The sequence below is a fragment of the Pseudoalteromonas sp. ATL1 genome (assembly GCF_058933015.1).
Genome location: NZ_JBZYXL010000001.1, coordinates 3,921,103 through 3,940,599 on the forward strand (window position 1 = coordinate 3,921,103; position 19,497 = coordinate 3,940,599).

General features: G+C 43.6%; 15 protein-coding genes. 7 read left to right on the forward strand and 8 right to left on the reverse strand.

What is annotated here, in order from left to right; all coding sequences use genetic code 11:
- Positions 1-5: 5 nt before the first annotated feature.
- From AC5FX4_RS17295 to AC5FX4_RS17305, 3 genes are read left to right on the forward strand one after another with little or no spacing between them, the layout of a single operon-like run.
- Positions 6-3,158, forward strand: a complete 3,153-nt coding sequence (locus AC5FX4_RS17295; protein WP_493607555.1) for an efflux RND transporter permease subunit — start codon at positions 6-8, stop codon at positions 3,156-3,158.
- Positions 3,145-3,852, forward strand: a complete 708-nt coding sequence (locus AC5FX4_RS17300; RefSeq protein WP_493607556.1) for a PepSY domain-containing protein — start codon at positions 3,145-3,147, stop codon at positions 3,850-3,852. The genes AC5FX4_RS17295 and AC5FX4_RS17300 overlap by 14 nt, the downstream gene beginning before the upstream one ends.
- Positions 3,852-4,874, forward strand: coding sequence for a PepSY-associated TM helix domain-containing protein (locus AC5FX4_RS17305; protein ID WP_493607557.1), 1,023 nt, complete (start codon positions 3,852-3,854; stop codon positions 4,872-4,874). The genes AC5FX4_RS17300 and AC5FX4_RS17305 overlap by 1 nt, the downstream gene beginning before the upstream one ends.
- A gap of 44 nt (positions 4,875-4,918) precedes the next feature.
- Here AC5FX4_RS17305 and AC5FX4_RS17310 read toward each other — a convergent pair whose 3' ends face one another.
- Positions 4,919-5,260 carry a hypothetical protein gene (locus AC5FX4_RS17310; RefSeq protein ID WP_493607558.1) on the reverse strand — a complete coding sequence of 114 codons (342 nt, stop codon included), beginning with the start codon at positions 5,258-5,260 and terminating at the stop codon, positions 4,919-4,921.
- A gap of 23 nt (positions 5,261-5,283) precedes the next feature.
- Positions 5,284-6,168 (reverse strand): hypothetical protein, encoded by an 885-nt coding sequence (locus tag AC5FX4_RS17315; RefSeq protein WP_493607559.1) that lies wholly within the window; start codon positions 6,166-6,168, stop codon positions 5,284-5,286.
- Positions 6,169-6,290: 122 nt separating this feature from the next.
- On the opposite strand from AC5FX4_RS17315, the gene AC5FX4_RS17320 reads away from it, so the two are divergent.
- The 3 genes from AC5FX4_RS17320 (at position 6,291) to AC5FX4_RS17330 (ending at position 7,140) form a co-directional block, all read left to right on the forward strand.
- Positions 6,291-6,494: a 2Fe-2S iron-sulfur cluster-binding protein gene (locus tag AC5FX4_RS17320; RefSeq protein WP_493607847.1), complete on the forward strand. Its 204-nt coding sequence runs from the start codon at positions 6,291-6,293 to the stop codon at positions 6,492-6,494.
- The gene (locus AC5FX4_RS17325) at positions 6,495-6,713 is read left to right on the forward strand and encodes a DUF6500 family protein (protein WP_493607560.1); all 219 of its coding nucleotides are present in this window, start codon (positions 6,495-6,497) and stop codon (positions 6,711-6,713) included. It begins immediately after the preceding gene.
- 160 nt (positions 6,714-6,873) lie between these two features.
- A complete protein-coding gene (locus tag AC5FX4_RS17330; protein WP_493607561.1) occupies positions 6,874-7,140 on the forward strand; it encodes a hypothetical protein in 267 nt (88 codons plus the stop codon).
- 35 nt (positions 7,141-7,175) lie between these two features.
- On the opposite strand, the gene AC5FX4_RS17335 is transcribed toward AC5FX4_RS17330, so the two are convergent.
- The gene (locus tag AC5FX4_RS17335; RefSeq protein ID WP_493607562.1) at positions 7,176-8,711 is read right to left on the reverse strand and encodes an MBL fold metallo-hydrolase; all 1,536 of its coding nucleotides are present in this window, start codon (positions 8,709-8,711) and stop codon (positions 7,176-7,178) included.
- 221 nt (positions 8,712-8,932) lie between these two features.
- Here AC5FX4_RS17335 and AC5FX4_RS17340 point away from each other — a divergent pair, with 221 nt between their 5' ends.
- Positions 8,933-11,077, forward strand: coding sequence for a winged helix-turn-helix domain-containing protein (locus tag AC5FX4_RS17340; RefSeq protein ID WP_493607563.1), 2,145 nt, complete (start codon positions 8,933-8,935; stop codon positions 11,075-11,077).
- 38 nt (positions 11,078-11,115) lie between these two features.
- Here the strand turns inward: AC5FX4_RS17340 and AC5FX4_RS17345 are convergent, their stop codons facing one another.
- From AC5FX4_RS17345 to AC5FX4_RS17365, 5 genes are all read right to left on the reverse strand, one after another.
- A complete protein-coding gene (locus AC5FX4_RS17345) occupies positions 11,116-12,909 on the reverse strand; it encodes a TPR end-of-group domain-containing protein (protein ID WP_493607564.1) in 1,794 nt (597 codons plus the stop codon).
- Positions 12,910-12,987: 78 nt separating this feature from the next.
- Positions 12,988-14,106, reverse strand: coding sequence for a helix-turn-helix domain-containing protein (locus AC5FX4_RS17350; RefSeq protein ID WP_493607565.1), 1,119 nt, complete (start codon positions 14,104-14,106; stop codon positions 12,988-12,990).
- A gap of 459 nt (positions 14,107-14,565) precedes the next feature.
- Complete coding sequence (locus tag AC5FX4_RS17355; RefSeq protein ID WP_493607566.1) at positions 14,566-15,351, reverse strand: outer membrane lipoprotein-sorting protein; 786 nt, start codon at positions 15,349-15,351, stop codon at positions 14,566-14,568.
- Positions 15,352-15,371: 20 nt separating this feature from the next.
- Positions 15,372-17,720, reverse strand: a complete 2,349-nt coding sequence (locus AC5FX4_RS17360; RefSeq protein WP_493607567.1) for an efflux RND transporter permease subunit — start codon at positions 17,718-17,720, stop codon at positions 15,372-15,374.
- Positions 17,710-19,482 carry an acyl-CoA dehydrogenase family protein gene (locus AC5FX4_RS17365; RefSeq protein WP_493607568.1) on the reverse strand — a complete coding sequence of 591 codons (1,773 nt, stop codon included), beginning with the start codon at positions 19,480-19,482 and terminating at the stop codon, positions 17,710-17,712. Before AC5FX4_RS17365 ends, AC5FX4_RS17360 begins: the two co-directional genes overlap by 11 nt.
- Positions 19,483-19,497 lie beyond the last annotated feature (15 nt).

Genomic DNA, 19,497 nt, shown 5'->3' on the forward strand with positions numbered 1-19,497 from the left:
CACTGATGATTGAAGCCATTATTCGTTGGTCCATTGGCAACCGCTTTTTTGTGTTGCTGAGTACCGTGATCATTGCCTTTGTTGGGGTGTTTTCTTTAAAAAATACCCCGGTAGATGCCATTCCCGATTTATCCGATGTACAGGTGATCATCAAAACCAGCTACCCCGGCCAAGCACCACAGGTCGTGCAAGATCAAGTCACCTTTCCACTCACCACCGCCATGCTATCAGTCCCCGGCGCACAAACCGTGCGCGGCTACTCATTTTTTGGTGACTCTTACGTGTACATCATTTTTGATGATAAAACTGACTTGTACTGGGCCCGCAGCCGAGTTTTGGAGTACTTAAGCCAAGTTGCTGCCAGCTTGCCCAATACTGCCAAACCCCAGCTTGGTCCAGACGCTACGGGGGTGGGCTGGGTGTATATTTACGCGCTCGCCGATAAATCAGGTAAACACGACCTAAGCCAATTACGCTCTATTCAAGATTGGTTTTTAAAATACGAGCTACAAACTGTACCCGGTGTATCTGAAGTGGCCGCCGTGGGTGGCATGGTGAAACAGTACCAAGTACAAGTAGACCCAGACAAACTGCGCGCCTACAACATACCGCTGGCACACATTCAAACTGCGCTGAAACGTGGCAACCAAGAAACCGGTGCCTCAGTGGTAGAAATGGCCGAAGCCGAATACATGGTCACCGCAACGGGCTATATCCAATCGGTCAGTGATATTGAGAAAATTCCGCTGGGCACCAATGCGCAAGGCACGCCGCTGAGAATTGGCGATGTGGCAACCGTTAACCTCGGCCCACAAATGCGCCGAGGCATTGCCGAACTCAATGGTGAAGGTGAAGTGGTTGGTGGCGTGGTGGTGATGCGCTTTGGTGAAAACGCGCAAACCACCATTAATGGCGTAAAAGAAAAACTCGCCTCCCTTGAAAAGTCACTTCCCGAAGGGGTGGAAGTGGTCACCGTGTATGACCGCTCGCGTTTAATTGAAAACGCGGTAGATAACCTTTGGAGCAAACTACTGGAAGAGTTGGCCGTTGTCGCACTCGTGTGCGTGGTATTTTTGTTCCACCTACGCTCATCTATCGTGGCTGTGATCACGCTTCCTTTGGGCATTTTGGTGTCGTTTATCATCATGTCCATGCAAGGTATTAACGCCAATATCATGTCACTTGGCGGCATCGCCATTGCCATAGGTGCCATGACCGATGGCGCGATTGTGATGATCGAAAACATGCACAAGCATATGGAGAAAACGCCACTGACCGATGACAACCGCTGGCAAATTGTCGCCAAGTCGGCCTCAGAAGTAGGCCCAGCATTGTTCTTTAGCTTGCTGATCATTACCGTATCATTCTTGCCTGTATTTATTTTAGAGGCACAAGAAGGACGCATGTTTGCGCCATTAGCTTTTACTAAAACCTACGCAATGGCCGCCTCTGCCGGGTTAGCTATTACGCTCGTACCTGTACTGATGGGTTACTTTATTCGTGGCAAAGTGACTTCAGAAAAGAAAAACCCGCTTAACCGATTATTAATCGCCCTGTACATGCCGGTGCTTAAGCAAGCGCTAAAGTTTCCAAAACTAACCATCATCCTTGCGATTGCAGTAACAGCCATTGGCTTTTACCCCGTAAACAAAATTGGCAGTGAGTTTATTCCACCGTTGGATGAAGGCGACTTAATGTATATGCCTACCACCTATCCTGGCATTTCGATTGGTAAAGCGCGAGAGTTGTTACAACAAACCGATAAGCTGATCCGCACGGTGCCCGAGGTAGAAAACGTGTTTGGTAAAGTAGGTCGTGCTGAAACAGCCACCGATCCTGCGCCATTAACCATGATAGAAACCTTTATTCAACTTAAGCCGAAATCACAATGGCGCGAAGGCGTAACCACGCAAAGCCTTAAAGCGGAATTTGATAACTTGGTGAAATTCCCAGGCTTAACCAACGCATGGGTTATGCCTATCAAAACCCGTATCGACATGCTTGCCACCGGTATTAAAACCCCTGTGGGTATCAAAGTGGCGGGCGCTGATTTAGATGTGATCCAACAAATTGGCCAGCAAATTGAACAACTGCTCCCTGATGTTGCAGGTACAGCGTCAGTTTACTCCGAACGTGTTGCGGGTGGGCGTTACATCAAGGTGGATATTTCTCGTGAAAAAGCCAGCCGCTTTGGCCTTAACATTGCCGATGTACAGCAAGTTGTGGCTACCGCCATTGGTGGTATGAATGTCACGCAAACTGTGGAGGGCCAAGAACGCTACCCAGTTAACTTGCGCTATCCGCAAGACTATCGCGATTCGCCAGAACAGCTAGCTCGTTTACCCGTAGTGACACCATCGGGAGAACGTATCGCCCTGGGTGATGTGGCCCATGTTTACATTGAGAATGGCCCACCGGGCATAAAAAGTGAAAATGCACGTATCAACGGTTGGACCTTTATCGACATTGATGGTGTGGATATAGGTAGTTATGTAGAAAGTGCCAAGGCCCATTTAGGCGAACACTTAAACCTGCCAGCGGGCTATTCCATCACTTGGGCAGGCCAATACGAATACATGGAACGGGCCAAAGAAAAACTCAGCTATGTACTGCCATTGACCTTAGCGATCATCGTCATTTTGCTCTATCTCAACTTTAGAGCATTTCGCGAAGTGGCCATTATTATTGTTACTTTGCCGATGGCCATGATAGGTGGTTTGTGGCTAATGTACTTAGAAGGGTTTAACTTCTCTGTTGCCGTGGGGGTGGGTTTTATTGCCTTAGCGGGTGTCGCCGTAGAAATTGGCGTGATCATGTTGGTGTATCTAAACCAAGCTCTGAGTGAACTTAAAGCGCAAGCCCAACAAAGTGGCCAAGCAATTAGCGCCGACGCCTATCGTACTGCGCTATTGCAAGGCGCGGGGTTACGCGTCCGTCCCGTGATGATGACGGTAGCGACCATTATTATTGGTTTAATGCCGATTTTATATGGCAGTGGCACAGGCTCTGAAGTCATGAGCCGTATTGCCGCGCCAATGGTGGGCGGTATGAGCAGCGCCGTGTTGCTCACCTTGATTGTGCTTCCTGCTATCTATAGTCTGGTTAAAGCCCCTAGCGTCGGTCAATTTAACAAAGGCATTAACCATGCAAATCACTAAGCTTCGAAAAGCACATAAATGGCTGATGGCTTTTGCCGGCATACAGTTTCTTGTGTGGTCTTTAAGCGGCTTGTATATGGTCACCATGGATATTCATTTTATTCATGGTGAATCGTTACAAAAAAAGCCATCTCATCACCTTGAGCTTGATAAAGTCGCCTACTCACTGAGCGCTTTGCTCAGTGAGTACCCGCAGGCACATAACATTCAACTAGGCCAATTGTTAGATAAGCAAGTGTATCGCTTAGATGATACCCAGCTTGGCAAAATAATGGTGGATGCAGCCACAGGGCAACGTTTAGCACTCATTGATAAAAACATGGCAATGCGGATTACTGAGCATCAATACACAGGAACACCAGCTATTCAATCGATTCAACTGTTGGATAACCCCAAAGCAATACCCAGCGAACTTTCTCCTCGTCACTTGCCTGTTTGGCAAGTGACTTTTTCAGGGGCGTTTTCCGATACCTTTTACATCAGCCAGCATAGTGGCGAAATTGTCACTAAACGCCATGATTTTTGGCGGTTTTTTGATTGGATGTGGCGCTTGCACATCATGGATTATGACGATGGTGAAAACGTCGCCAACTGGCTGCTACTTGTGATTGCCCTACTCGGTTCGCTCGCGGCAAGCTGTGGTTTGTTTTTAACCTATCAGCGCGTCTTTAAATCACATCAAGGAGTAAGCTGATGCCACAATGGACTAAATCATTTCATAAATGGCTATCACTGCTGGTGGGTATTCAGTTATTGGTTTGGCTGGTCACTGGCTTGTACTTTAACTTGATGGATCATAAAAAAGCCTCGGGTAATAGCAACTTACAGCAAATAAAGCATCAAGGTAACATAGCCCCGGAACGCCTGTTTCCAATCACACAACTGCCCATACAGGAGGCAAAGCAGATCCGTTTACTTTGGCTATTTGCTAAACCTTATTATCAAGTGGTTACTGAGCAAGGTGCACATAGTTACCAAGCAAATCAAATAACCTTGTTTGATGCCTACACAGGTGAACCTTTTACTTTTAATGAAACACTGGCACGCACTATTGCGCTCAAGTCATACAAAGGCGCGGTAAATATTCAAAGCGCCGAGATGCTAATGCCCCCCATCGATGAATTGCCACGGCAAGAAAACCCAGTGTGGCAGGTAAAACTGCAAGATGAGCAACACACCCATGTATACATAGATCCGACGTCAGGTGCTGTGATTGCTCATATTAATGATGATCGCCGACTACGCGACTTCATGTTCAAGCTGCACTTTATGGATTACCTCGGCACGGGCGGATTTAATCATTGGTTGATCATCGCATTTGCACTCATGAGCTTAGTTTTGAGTATCACTGGGATAATCTGGCTTATTGAGCGCTATCAAGCCGGGCAGCTCAGCTTTACAAGCCAACACAAAACCCAACGCGTGACGGTCAATGTGAGTAACCCTCAACAAACCCATGTACTAGCGCTTGATAAAAACAGCACACTATTTGAGAGCTTACAGAAGCAAGGCTTACAACTCCCCTCAAATTGCGGTGGTGGCGGCACCTGTGGTTTATGTAGAATACAAACAAAACAAACTGTAAAAGTAACGCAAGCCGACCAAGCAAAGTTGTCAAAAAGTAAAATCGAACAAGGGTTTCGCCTTGCTTGCCAGCATAACGCCGGTGACGTACACAACATCACCGTGCGTACTCTAACGACAAAGGAAAATTAAATGCAAGAGCAACAAGCTTTTTGTTGCTCTCACTAAAATAGAGGTTAATTCAGCTCATTTAAATCATCACAAAAAGACTCTATTTGGTTCTTTTCAATCCCAATATGCGCAAACCCTGACTGCAAAGATGCTTCATAATTCGCTTTGTTGATCACCCAAGGAGATGCAACAAGTTGATGTATAAAGCAACTTTGATTAGGAAAGTAGACCTTTTTAAGGCTAATTAGCGCATCTTCCTGTTTACCCTGCTCTAAATCGGAGTAATAGTCCAATGCCATACTATATTGACCTGCATAGCTTGGCAGTACCGCGATATTAAAGCCGATATAGCCCGTGGTCAAAACACCGAGTAAAAATGATGATAGTGCGATAAATAAAGCTTTCATAGGACCTCCATTTGATTTGTCTATCAGTAAGTGACGAAACAAACAACACCAAAAGAGGGGTTGCCACCGTCTGAATAACTCACAACGTACCGAACACAACTTTGGTTAATTGTATCGTCATATCTGTGATATGTCTCAACAAGCTTACTTTCATAATATGAGCCAGCTCCGCCATTTGGATCTAATGGATCATAGATAGTACTACCGTCTCTTTCTTTTGCCGACCCACGTTTAATTCTGTAAGGTCTTTTGCTTTCAAAAGGGTTGCCCAATAACCAATCTACTGATGTGCCATCTGAAAAAACTGTAGTAACAGAAATGTTCATTTTCAAAACAAGTATCTTAAAAGACTTTGATACATAGTCTGTAAAGCCAATCAGTGTTTTCGCTCGCAAATAATTCGACACCGCATCGGCTGAACTTTCACTAGTAATAACGACTCTCGCGCTATGAGTACTAATAGTATTCAAAGTAGGAGGAATCGGCACTACAAGTAATGGATTATCTCTGGAAACTTGTCCAGAGAGATTACTCTCTTGTAAAGCTGATAATTGATTGTTTACAGTATCCAGCCTAGATAACAATTGAAATACCTTATTTGCTGACTCTAGGGCTGATGTTGGGACGTTAATCTGTGAAACATCTGACAGCCAGCCTCTTTCTGGATCATATTCTTTAAACACTTTAAATGCTTTTACTTTTTGAGATTTCAAATTTACAACAACAACATCAGCGTCACCAGGGCTTGCATTCAATGCTGTTTGCTTATATTGCCCTAAGCTGTCACACGCATTACACAATTCTAAGTGATACCCTAATTCATTAAAATCATCAAAGTCATAAGCTTTTACTGCATAGCTTACAAAGACATTGAAAAGAATAATAAGTAAATTGATTTTAGAAAACATAAAACTCTCCATGTTGGTTAAAGAGCCTACATATTCACACGCAACAACATGAAAAAAAGCATGAAATAAAATTTAAGTATCAATAGTATGAGCATTGCCACGTAACTTGGCTTCGACACAGCATACAACTCCCCTCAAATTGCGGTGGTGGCGGCACCTGTGGTTTATGTAGAATACAAACAAAACAAACTGTAAAAGTAACGCAAGCCGACCAAGCAAAGTTGTCAAAAAGTAAAATCGAACAAGGGTTTCGCCTTGCTTGCCAGCATAACGCCTGTGACATAAACGACATCACCGTGCGTACTCTAACGACAAAGGAAAATTAAATGCGAGAAAGCCTACGCGCCAAAATCATTGAAGTCTGCGATAAAAAAATGGCCGCCAAAGGCGACACGGTTGGGCTGTCGTTTTACGCCTTTTTTGCTAATAAAAACAGCGACCCAGCACTACTTATGGAAGCCGCAACATGGTGGATCCAAACCCACCAGCTAGACCATTTTGAAAAGGCCCGTAAGATAAAAGATATGGTGAACCAAGGATTGTAAAGCACATAACTTAAAAGAAAAGCGAAGCCACACCAGCATACCGTGATTAATAATTGCGGCGACGTTGGACGGCGATTCGCTTATCGCGACCGACGAAAAAGTTTGTAATTTCAACAACGCGCCCTCAAATAACTATTTTAGAAACAATCAAAGCAAGGCTATGAACTTATTTTCTACTTCAAGTATTTGGGGCACTTTGGCGCAGTATTCACTATTCATCGTGGTGCTTTATGTGGTGATAAAAGCACTATTTGCTATGGTTAGGTGGGGTAAAAAAATGCCCAAAGGGGCATTTATATTTTTAGCCTTTTTTCCGCTTATTTCGCTTTTCCCTATTCCACCCACTGTGTTTAAAAATGTAGAAAAAGCAAAACAAGAGCAGCCCAAGAAAAAAGAGGCCGATGGAGATAGCCCTAACGAGCCTTAGTTCTTATTTATTGGCAGGCTTTACACAAATAAAGCTCAATCGAATACACGCTTTAGCAACGTCAGTTTATCCGCCAGAGGTATTGCTCTTGCACGCTGAATGTCTTTTTTAGTCAGCACCCTTGCATGATGCGATGACACAAGCTGCTCAACGTCAATGCTCAGCTCATCCACTTTACTCATCAATACCGCAAGGCGATGATAGGCATCACCGTCGGGCCAGTTACTGGGCGAATCAAAGCCTGTTTGCCAGCTGCTACCAAATATATCTTCGCTAAACAGGAGCTTATGCTCTGGCAGATAAATCATTAAGTTATGGCTGGCATGACTTGTTGGCACATCAAATAGCTGCACCTTGCCGTCAGCTAATTGTGTTGGCTGAGTAATACTCATCAGCTGGTTTGGCGCTAATTGCTTGTTGAGGTGTTTTTGCACCGCATCTAGATGATTGGCATGCACAATCAAAGCGGCGCCTTGCGCAAGCACATCGTTTATGCCCATTAAATGATCGCCATGGTGATGAGTAACGACATGCTGCTTGATAGGCTTATCGCTGTGGGTGGTTGCTCTGAGCAATGCCACATTGTTCAGCCAATCTTGACTGTGTTCATCCAGTTGCCAAGCGCCTGCCGAAATATAATAATCACCGACATCAATAAACAAACTGTATGACCATTCTTTACCCACATAATAAACACCGCGAGCTAGCTCTCTAATAGTGTGCTGTGATACATCCACTGGCACATCGCTTGGAGGGGTGTGGTAATTTGTTGGTAAAGCAAATTGGCCATTACGCACTGAGTTAAACATCACTCGCCTTGCGTTGCTATGAAAAATAGGCCCTTGCGCTGTGCCTGCGAACACCTGCTGTGCCCATACCAGCCCATTACTTGTTTTGTGATTTAAAAAATCGACACTCACACGCTGACCATGCTGTTTTTTGAGCAACCGCGTTAAGTAACCTGAAGTTTGGTTGATATAAACGGTATACTCATGCTTTGTGCCTTTGTGCATCGTGAGCACATCATGAGCTTGCCCTTGAATGTAGGCCCGATCCGTCCAAACACTAGCAGCTTCATCGTCAATTAACCTTTTGACAATGAGCGTATCAATCAACTGGCTTTGCCCTATGTCTACATTATCAAAACGTACCCGCTCAGAAGAACGATATTGCTCCAAGGCATGATCAATCCCATACCCTTTTCCATTGCTGTAAAGTCGGTGCATCACGCTGGGGCTATCCGAGCCATGCCCACCCACTAACCTCGATGTGGCACGCTTAAACACTTTTCGCTGTGCGATAAAATCAATCGCCAACTCAAGTTGCTGCTCGTTTAAATAACTCACCATGTCGCCCTGCAATGCATGGCCACTTTGCCACTGTGAAAAATGCAGCTGCTTATCCTGTACTGAGATGCTCTTAAGTTGTTTGAGCTGCTCACCGCCATATGCGCTCACCGCGTGCTCAATCACTTGCTGTGCTCGGTCATCTGCCAACAGCTTGGTGCTGAATAACATTAGTAAGATCACAGCAACCCAGCACCCAGTATTAATATTGTTTTTTTCTGTCATCACACTGCCTTTGCTTTTCTAATTCATCGCAAGTAAACAAATGCAGTAAAGCATACACCACAAAGGCAAGCTTATTAAAAGCTGATTAATCGCTGATGCATTTTAACACTTTGTTTTATAAACTTATTTAATTTCTAAACAACCTAACCTTCGTCTACTCGCGCCTAGACAGCAAAATCAATAGCCCATACACTGTGGCCAGAGAATAATGAGTAACTACCATGACACAGCTGCCCACTTTTTATATCCGACATTATAAAATTGACTTGTCACGTTCAGTCATAGAACACGAAACGCAGCAAACAAAAGTGGAGCCTAAGGTACTCAAGGTATTGTATGTATTGGCGCAGCACCCCAATGAAGTAGTCACGCACCAAACGCTCATGGAACAAGTTTGGCAAGGTGCAGAAGTAGTGCCTAACGCACTCCAACGGTGTATTGCGATATTGCGCAAAGAGCTTGGAGATGATGCTAAATCTCCTGCGGTGATAGCCACTCACCCCAAAATTGGTTATCGACTATTGTGTGAGGTCACATGGCAAACTCCAGCGAATGAACACAACCAGCCGCATGAAACAAAACACTCAGGCATATTTGGGCTAACACCCGTAGCATTTACCATGACGTTTATCTCTATTCTGCTGTTGCTCATTACCTTATTTTGGACAGAAGCGTCCAATACACACTACACGCAAATTACACAACTCACACATACCGATGCCCACGAGTCTCACGCCATTTATAGCCCAAATGCTCAATACATCGTGTTTAACCGTTATGCGGGCAATTGTAAAAGTCATATTTGGTCTAAGGAACTCAGCACAGGCAAAGAAGTGCAACTTACGGATAATGCGGGGCAATTTGGTGCACCAAGCTTTACAACCGATGGCAGAGAGCTGGTATTTACTGCAAACGATACGTGTGAAAAAACAACCTCTAGCCCGTCACGAATGAACTCTTGTTGGACCTTAGCCACGTTAGATTTTGCCCAAGCACTGGTTCAGCCGCAAACGCCGAGCACCCGTTATCAATGCCAAGCCACTGAAATAAAAACACCAAAAGCACTCGCCAACCACCAGTATGCCTTTTTGCAATCTGATGGTATTGACTATACCTTGATGCATTACAACGATTTGACTAAGCAAATTACGCCTTTGTTTAGTGATAATAACCTGTCGGTTTACCATTTTGACTATCACCCAATCCGTCAGCAGTTTGCGTTATTTGCGCAAAATGATAACCAGCAAACCCTGCTTATTTTACTCAATAAAAGTGGCCAACTGCTAAAACAGGCAAAGCTCACAACTGAGCTCGAGTTTGATACAAACCTGCTTTTTACAGCTAAATTTTCAACTCAAGGTGAGTACTTACTTGCCGTACACAATCAGCATCTTTATAAAGTTGAACTTGATGGCCGAGTGAGCAAGGTAAACACACCTAGCCAGCGTTTAATTTCCGTAAGCCAACACCCAACTAACAACACCTTACTGGCTATTCAGGGGGCTAAAGACATCGACATTGCACGCTTAAATTTAAACGCTGATTTAACTCAACAACTCGTTGTAGACCTAAATACCGTTGTCACACCCTACCCAAGTTTCGCTCGTACTCCCGCCCAAGAGCGCATGGCACGCTTTTCTCCCGATGGGCAAAACATCGCTTTTGTTAGCGATCAAACAGGGCAAGATGAATTATGGCTATGGCAAAATACAGGCAATGCGGTGCAATTAACCCATCGAAAAAGTCACAGTCAAATTCACGGTTATGCATGGTCTGCGAATAGCCGAACAATTGCCTGGGTAGACAATGGCCAACTGGCACTCACCAGCATTCAAAGTGATAATTTAAAAGGCTTTGATTTAAAAAGCTCTGATTTAAAAAAACAGAGCAAATTTGTAAGTACCCACCAACCTCTATTTTCTGTTTTGCGCTGGCTGGATAACGACACCGTGCTAGTACTGATTAAGCGCAAGCTAACTACACAGCTTTACCAGTTGAATATCATCACAAATGCACTCACACCATACAACATCGATGGCGTTGAAAATGCGTGGGTCAGTCACAAGCAACTGATTTACAGTAACGCACAAGGCGAAGTATTTAGTCGTGCGTTGGCGCCAAATTTAACGCCCTCTACTGCGCTCCCCCATCTCAACGGTAAAGCTTTATTGGTCAAAAATGAGTTTATCTATAGCGTTGATAAGCAAACCTTTGCCCTAAACCAATACCACTTAAACGGGCAATTTATTCAAACACTTAAAACCCTGAAACCCACCGCGTGGAAAGTGACTGACTTACACAATGAGCAACTCCTGCTGGAGCAGTTTATCGGTATAGATCAGAAAGTAATCGAGTTACGCGAATAGCTATACTGCAGCGCACACCGAGTGCGCGCTCGTGATTGTTAGTTTTGCTCAATGAGCGAGAAAATGGCATCAAGTGCAGGGTCTTTGCCCGCAAAATAATCATCAGCGCTGAGCTCTACGGGTAAGTCGGGTGCCACCCAAATACGGTGATCTTCCGGCGCACTGGTTTGATGAAATTGCGACGACAATAAACCGTGCTGCCCGCTATACGGTAAGTTAAACCAGCCCGATTCACCAATGGTATTGGGGCGCGTGCCCGACGGCTCACCCACAATAATTGGGTTTGTAATAGCCTGCACTTTAACCAAAATATCGTGGCCTGCCGAGAAGGTATTACGGCCCACCATCACAAACAACTTACCCTGTGGTTTATACAGTTCAAAAAACGCAGTTAAAGCAATCAAGGGCGGTGTAATGGAGCCATTACCGCCGCTATTATGGCGTAAGTCTAAAACTAGATGATTGATATCTTTACTTATAATTATATCTCTGAGCTGCGTGCTAAATTCAGCCAGTGACACATCCTTGCGATTTCTCACATCGTTCACTTGCACATATAAAAAACCTTTTTCACCGAAGTGTTCATGCCAATAAGGTCTGTCGTTATGTTTTAAGTAAGTCGGTAACTCGCTTGCGCGCAAATTAGGTAGCTTAGGTAATTTGGGAAATCCGCCAAAACGCATAGCTCGTGTACTTGGTGTTACCGTAAACTGCTCGTCTTGTTTACGTAACGTCAGCGTCACCGCTTGCTCAGCCGGTACAATTTCTAAACCTTGCAGCACAGGGACCAAGCTTAAATAATACGGCGCTAACCAACTTTGCTGCATTTGATTGTCGCGTGCGTTAATGCTGCCTACCAACTCAATGGCTTTAGCGACGCTCACATCACCAAAACGCTCAACTTTACTGCCAATCAAATGTTGATAGTCATCACTTGCTGCAACGATGTACAAGCCATCGTTAAATAGGTAAAACTGCACGGGCAACTGGGCAAAATTCCCCTGCGCACCCCATGCTGGAATTAAAATATTGTGACCATTGTTAAGCAGGCCAATCAACCGCATAAAGCCAAACACAATTTGTTGGTCGCTCAATTGTGGAATACGTTTGTCTAGCGCATCAACTTGCGCTTTAAAGTCAGCTTGACTGATAGAATGAAACGGATTGACGTGCAGGCGCTGAATTTCAGCATAAAGATAGGCTAAATCGCTGCGCCAGCCTTCATCTCGGCTTATGTTTTGTGTATCAATCACACCTGCGACGCGCTTAAACGTATCGCTATTTTCCATGCTCTTAAACGCGGCCATGGTGTCACGGCTGAACAAACTGCGGCCAGCCAGTTTAGGTTTATCATCCCAGCGCGCGGCAAGGGCTTTGTTGAGCCATTCAATGGCTTTACTTTGTTCGCCTGCAAAGCCATACGCCTGGGCAATTTTAACCATCAAATCGTTTGGTGTACTGGCACCATCGGGGATGCCTGTTAAGCGATAGCCCAGCGAAAGCGCTTGCTCAAACGCACCCACCGCTTCAAGCCACTGCTTGTGATTAAAATACGCCAACCCCAATAAATACCAAGTAGCACCATCGTTTTGATATTGCTTAGTTAATTTTTCTAATAAAGGCTTGGCTTGTTGCCACTGAGCTTGCTTGGCAAACTTCACCGCTTGTTGTTTATCAGTAAAATAGTCCGTTGGTTTTTTAACTTGGCTGGCAAGGTAAACATTGTCGGCTTGGTTTACCATCTCGGTGGCTTTATTTTGCGCCACGGCATTGAAACTCACACCAACTAACAACAAAGCACTTAACAACATGCGCCCACTCAAATACAACATTCAACGTCTCCTTTGCGATTAATACCGCTATCGCGATTTACTTGCCACCAGCATAACAAAGCCCGCCCCAAATCAGGTTTAAGATCCTGATCCGCGACTAAATAACTGCTTTTTAAACTGCATTGGCGTGACTTCAAACTCCTTTTTAAAGCTATTAAAAAACGTCGACTTTGAATTAAACCCATGATCTAAAGCGATATTTATTAGCGGCAGAGTTGAATGTGGCGTTGTTTCTATGATTTCTTTCACCGCCCTTGCACGCAGGCTGTTAATGTAATCACTAAAGTTGCGCCGCGCGATGGAATTCACCGCCCAAGAAATATCTCGCACTTTAAACCCGGTATGTTCAGCCAATTCGGCAATGGTCAATTTAGGCTGTTGATAAAGCTTTTCATGCCAAACCGCCTGTTCAATTTCGCTAAAAATAGTCTGTGCCAAAGCATCATCTTGCTTCTCATTGTCTGGCTCATTCAGCAAACTTTGATAACGCTTAACATCGTCAAACACCTCGGGGCTGCGCACCACTTTAAAAATTAAGTAACAAGACAAACTAAAAAACACCAGTTCACTGGCAAAATACAGCCCCTTTTTGAGTAACAACGGCGTGATGGTTTGGGTGTTCATTCGCACTAAATCTAACACCAATAAAGCGCTAAACACCCCAAGTGCCGTTGATAGCCACTTTAATGAGTAAGTATCGACTTGCGAGCTGACCGACTTAAGTAAGCTATGGTATTGACTCAATTTGATAAAACACACAAAGATATAAGCCAGCTGACTGAACGTGCCCAGCAACACCACCGTTTGCACCTGTGAGGTAAACGGCAACGCTAATAACGCCGGTAAAAAATGCGCGGCCGTTTTCACCGTTACCTTTGGCTCACTCCCCGTTAGCGCACTCACCAACAAATACAACAAAGGTCCAAACAGCAAGGTAAATGCCGGCGTGATCAACACCTCCCCCAACAGCCCATTATTCTCAGCAATATTCAGCACACACAACACACTTTGAAACGCCAAAAACAACGCCAACAACCGAAACTTAGCCACCTGAAACACCAGCGCGGCACCAAATGCGGTCATAAACGCAAACACCACTTGCAACAAACTCACTACTTCAAGCGTGATGGGGGTAGAAAACAAATTCATTAACTGATCAAAATCTTGGGGTTGGAAAGTACAATGCTCTATATTCATTGTATACTTTTGGAAACGCAACTAAGAATGTCATTTATTTATAAGAAGATGATAGCCATTTTTCTTAAAAGTATCGTTATTTGTTAGCTCTGTCCAACTCACTAGCAAATCAATAACACTTAGGTTATTGGTCATTATACTTCTTCTGGATATACGTGATAGCAGGTTACGCTAAATTGACAAGTCCGCTGGTATTTACCCATTCCTGCTTACAATTCGAATAAAAATGGGGCAGCCTCTACCGTTCTTGGAGCCGAAATCCTTTGTGCAAATAATAAAATCTGTTGCATATTTTCCTTGTTACTTAGCCATAGCCGCTATTTTTATAATCGTCTACTCAGCGCTATCCATGGAATAAGTTTAAGACATCCCGCTGCCAACTTGCTTAAAAAAACACAAGTGAGACTCAGTGCCATTTCATTGTTGAGTGTTTAATGAAATGACACTGAGCTATAAGCACTACCGCTTCAATGCAGCCTGACTAAACTCCCTTTTAGTCATCCCTAATCCAAACTGATATTCAGAGCTTTTTAACACTGTTACACTTTGTGTTTGATGATTAACCATCTCCAATGTGTGTGCCCGCCAAAACCGTTCATCATACTTGTGATAGCTTTTTGCGAGTAATGTTTTTAAATGGCTATCTTTCTTATCGTAAAATTCAATTTTTTGCACCCTTAAATGCTCTTTGTCAAACCATGTGCGCAATCGCTTATACCCTGAATACTTGCTTTTAGGATAACTTTCAATCACATAGCAATCTTGCTCATTGAAAGTGTCGTCTTTAATATACGAGTAGCTATAATCTTCTAACTCTCTTCCACCAATATCCTCAAATGCAAATTCACTTCCAACAAAAGGCCCCGATTTATTACTCGACGCTATCCGTTTAACTCGCTTCAATGCGGGCAAATAAAGCCACTGTTCATTATCTTTACCAAATTTATTGTGTGTAAGTAGTGCGGTCCCCCGTTGGTCATTTGGGGAGTTAAAGACAAGTATACTTTTATCACCTTCACCGCCAGTGCCTTCAACTGTTTTAACAGTCATTTGTCTGGTAGCACTTGCACCACTTCTATTGGTCAAAATCATTTCAACTGTAGATTTAACATCTTTAAATCCATCGTCTTTTTGTTCAGCCTTCGTCGCGATTTCTAAACCCTTTTCAAAGTTTGTCTGCGCTAGCGCGTGCTGACCAAACAAAATCAATGATACACCTAATATACCTTTAGTCACATTTTTCATATCTGTCCTTAAAATAAGCGTTACGAGGCCAATTCAGCTTCTACTTTTGAATCTGAAGTGACAGTCTCTTTGTCTCGATCAAATAGCATCAGTAGTGTTGGTAACAATAGTAAGTCAGTTAATAACGCTATAAATATCGTTAACGCACACATGAGACCCATATCAGCACTGAGCGTAAATGGCGAAATGCAAAGCACCAAAAAGCCGATACATAATACGATCGTGGTGATCACGATTGCTTCTCCACTGTGTATAAAGCTGTACTTCACAGCGGCCTCTGAACTTTCCCCTTGCCTTCTAGCTTGTAGGTACTTACTCAAAAAGTGAACCGTGTCATCGACGACAATACCCATTGTCATACCCATTACCATAGACAAAGCAAGCCCAACTTCTCCAACAAAAATTCCCCAAATCCCAAAAGCTATCAACGCAGGTAGAATATTCGGAATTAAACTCAACAACCCAATCTTAATCGATCTAAAGGTCACGACAAGTATCATTGAAATCAGAACTAAACCAGTGAATACTCCTTTTAGTAGGCTTTCTATGTTACTTTTTTGAACATAGATAAACATCATGTTTTGACCCGTTCCTTTTGTCCACATATGCTCTGGCGCATTTTGTTGCAACCATAAGCGTATGCCTTCTTCTAACTTGAATACTTCTACATCAGAGAGCTTATTTATCGACACGGTTAATTTCGTGGCTGACTGCTCCATATCCACGATATTATTTAGCCCCAAGCCATAAGGCAGAGACAATTCATATAATAATAAGTACTGAGATGCCAAGGTTTTATCCGATGGTAGGGTATAAAGGCTTGAATCGCCTCCATTCATATTCTGATTGAGTCGCTTCATGATATCGGTGAAGCTAGACACATGAACTACACCGGGCTGAGTTCTTATCCACTGAGCAAGCTCTTCTAGGATACGCATATATTCAGGGTCAACGACGCCATATGCTTGTTCAGCCGCAATTTTGTAATAAACGGTTTTGACGCCCGTGATATGCTCGTCTACAAAATCAATGTTTTTTCTATATTCAGTGGTTTCGTCAAAGTGATTAAAGTTATTGTCATTGATAATATTCTTCATCAGAAATGCAGACAAAGTCACTGAGATAAGCGCTGACAATACAAAAACGGGTTTCTTTTTAGCGATTAAGAAATCCGCAAAAGTCCCCATATTGACAACATTGCCACCTTTTACGCTAGTGTTTTTAAATAACAACAATAAAAAAGGCAAAAGACAAAAAACAAAAATAACGGAGTAACCAATACCTGCTGAGACCACATTACCCAGTACACCAAATGGCGGAGTTGCACTGAAGTTTAAAGTCATAAAGCCGATAATCGTCGTAGCTGAAGCCAATAGGATCGGCTTCATATTCATTGCCAGTGAGCTTATTAGCGCTTGCTCGGTCGATGCGGTCAACTTAAGCTGATTACAATACCCTTGGATTAAGTGAATACAGTGAGCGACCGTCAAAGCAAGGATCATAATAGGACCAGAAGTCCCTATCGCGGTAAACGTTACATCAAAAGCAGCAATAAACGCGATCCCAGACAGCGCTGAGAACAATATCACCAATAGCGTAATAAAAGAGGCATTAAAACTGCGATAAATCACAAACAACATGATAAGAATCACAAGCAACATCACTCCATAAAGCTTATTATTTGCTTTACTCGCTTCAGGATGAGCCATACTGAGCATATTGCTTCCAGCTAAATACAGCTCAAGATTCGGGTGTGACTGCTCGTACTTAGCAACCATCTCTCGGACAAAACCAACCGCCTCAGGCACTTCCGTTGTTTTGTTTAGCCCTGGCAATTCCGTCGTGATATTGATACCTGTTACCGTGCCATCCGCATTGATAATTTTGTGCAGAATTTCCGGTTGGTGTAGCGCTATTTGACGTCGACTTTCTATCTCGTTGGCAGACAACTGCGAAGGAGAATCAAATAACCCCTGCACAAGCAGATCATCACCATCAACCCAGGTATATTGGTAATTAATGATTGAATCAACACGTTTAGAAAACGGCACTAACCACGACTCTTCAGTGATTTGCTCAACTACTTTTAATACCTCAGGAGTAAAGACATCCCCCTGCTTTGGTCTCACCGCAATGAAAATGTTGTCACTTTTATTGAACGTTTCTTGTAGCTTGTTAAACACCACCATATTGGGATCATCATCATAAAAAAATGATTTATAGTCAGCGCTGATCTTGAAATTCTGAAACCCCAACAATGTAATGGCAAACAAAACTAAGGACAGTAAAGCTAATATTTTTCGCTTAGCCACAAAGAATTGTGCTGCACGATAAGCCAATTCTCCTTTCATCGTTGTTTCATTTTGCATGACTCCCTCCTAAATTTAAGTCTCCAGCAGCGAATTGCTCTTTAACGCCGATATGATAATTTACAATTGAAAATGCACGATCACTATCAGCTAGCGCTTGCATCACTGCATACGCACGCTCATACAGTTCGCTTGGCACTGGACAATCTGTTGGCGAGGATAATAACCGATTTAAACACACCGCAACCCAAGACAGGTCGGCAAACTGTTCCGTAAAATCCGTATACAAAAGAGTGCTTATAACGTGTGATCCCATGACAATCCGTGCTGCTCGAGCACTTAGCTCAAACGATTCAACACTTGAGAAGTAATGATGACCAAGCGCTGACTTGGCCGATAATTCATCATCGATTAGACGGTTCAATTCAGCGGACAAAGCTTGCCCATGAGCAATAATCGACTGAGTTAAAATGTTATCCACGCCAAGAGAGGATAAGCGTTTGGGCAAACGCTCTACATGACTGGCAAGATTCAATAAAGTACATTCATGTTTACCACTAAGCACAGTGATTTCATTTAACCGAACATCAGGCATTTCAGCATTGAAATCATACAGTGCTTTGACGCACTCTTCCTCAACGGTAGAAACACCACATTGGCCTAATATGGCGCTCAGCTGTGCCGTAATATTATTCAAATTAACTTGCTTATTGCCATCCACAAAGCCTGTACAGCTAATGTCTCGATAAAGCTTTTGGAATATACCAAAATAGCAATCGTCTCTTAAATAAGAGCGCGCGCCCAGCACGTCTCTAAGCGAATTCATCGTTGACTCATAAGTGTGAGGAACATGATATTTTGCAACAGAGGACAAAAAGCTCACACTCTTTGGCGTTACATGTACACTTCGAGCAGACACCATCAGCGCTATGTCACCATTTAACAAGTCGGCAAATGCATCAACCAAAGTACGTCGAGTAATTGGTTGCTCACAAACAGGCTTTCCAAATAGTTCGCGTTTAGTTGCGAACGTCAGCGCAATTCGCAACGATGTATCAACCAGTGCGTTGGCAAAAGCAGCAACACCAATTCGGCAAACATGCTGACTGCAAAGCATCGCTTCTAAACCGCGACCTTGCGCTCCAATAACATGATCTGCACGCGCATTATCGAGACGAACACCACTGAGGTCCATTCCCCTCAAACCCAGTAACCGAGTTCTTGGCAGCACCTGAAACTGCTTCTGTGGTACACTTTTTTTATCCACAATGAACATGGTATGGGCCGCAGGTCCCGACTTGTTCTCATCTTTGGCAAGTACAATGACTAGATCGTTCTGATAACAATGACCAATTGGCCATTTTTCACCAGTTAAATAGTAACCATCGTCATCCACGCGAAACGAGGTTTGGTTAGCCACAATATCGCTGCCAACTGCTTTTTCTGAAATGCCCCAAGAAATCCCCTTGCCCTTGAGGGAGGCCGCTGAATAATACCGCTTTTGCTCATCAGTCCCCTTTAAAAGGACACTGATATAACCAATAAAATGCAATACAAACTGCAATGCCACGGTGGGGTTGCGCTGTGACAACAGCCGAATAATGTACATAATCTGTGGGAAATCAGTCATTTTCCCATCAAATTCATGCCATACCGTGTAGTCAAAAATACCACTGCGTTTTAGATGCTCAACGGCTTCTCTTGGGAACTCATCCAGATCGTCCAGTCGCATCATATTCTTAAAAGACAAAACACTGTCATCATCAAATGGGCAACCAAGCCCATTCGCCAGCTCACTTAATTCCTTAATAAGCGACAACATAAAAACACTCCATTT

What these genes read in the sequence shown, in the direction of transcription:
- AC5FX4_RS17295 (WP_493607555.1), top strand. Translation starts at nt 6, where the DNA reads ATGATTGAAGCCATTATTCGTTGGTCCATTGGCAACCGCTTTTTTGTG.
- AC5FX4_RS17300 (WP_493607556.1), top strand. Translation starts at nt 3,145, where the DNA reads ATGCAAATCACTAAGCTTCGAAAAGCACATAAATGGCTGATGGCTTTT.
- AC5FX4_RS17305 (WP_493607557.1), top strand. Translation starts at nt 3,852, where the DNA reads ATGCCACAATGGACTAAATCATTTCATAAATGGCTATCACTGCTGGTG.
- AC5FX4_RS17310 (WP_493607558.1), bottom strand. Translation starts at nt 5,260, where the DNA reads ATGAAAGCTTTATTTATCGCACTATCATCATTTTTACTCGGTGTTTTG.
- AC5FX4_RS17315 (WP_493607559.1), bottom strand. Translation starts at nt 6,168, where the DNA reads ATGTTTTCTAAAATCAATTTACTTATTATTCTTTTCAATGTCTTTGTA.
- AC5FX4_RS17325 (WP_493607560.1), top strand. Translation starts at nt 6,495, where the DNA reads ATGCGAGAAAGCCTACGCGCCAAAATCATTGAAGTCTGCGATAAAAAA.
- AC5FX4_RS17330 (WP_493607561.1), top strand. Translation starts at nt 6,874, where the DNA reads ATGAACTTATTTTCTACTTCAAGTATTTGGGGCACTTTGGCGCAGTAT.
- AC5FX4_RS17335 (WP_493607562.1), bottom strand. Translation starts at nt 8,711, where the DNA reads ATGACAGAAAAAAACAATATTAATACTGGGTGCTGGGTTGCTGTGATC.
- AC5FX4_RS17340 (WP_493607563.1), top strand. Translation starts at nt 8,933, where the DNA reads ATGACACAGCTGCCCACTTTTTATATCCGACATTATAAAATTGACTTG.
- AC5FX4_RS17345 (WP_493607564.1), bottom strand. Translation starts at nt 12,909, where the DNA reads ATGTTGTATTTGAGTGGGCGCATGTTGTTAAGTGCTTTGTTGTTAGTT.
- AC5FX4_RS17350 (WP_493607565.1), bottom strand. Translation starts at nt 14,106, where the DNA reads ATGAATATAGAGCATTGTACTTTCCAACCCCAAGATTTTGATCAGTTA.
- AC5FX4_RS17355 (WP_493607566.1), bottom strand. Translation starts at nt 15,351, where the DNA reads ATGAAAAATGTGACTAAAGGTATATTAGGTGTATCATTGATTTTGTTT.
- AC5FX4_RS17360 (WP_493607567.1), bottom strand. Translation starts at nt 17,720, where the DNA reads ATGCAAAATGAAACAACGATGAAAGGAGAATTGGCTTATCGTGCAGCA.
- AC5FX4_RS17365 (WP_493607568.1), bottom strand. Translation starts at nt 19,482, where the DNA reads ATGTTGTCGCTTATTAAGGAATTAAGTGAGCTGGCGAATGGGCTTGGT.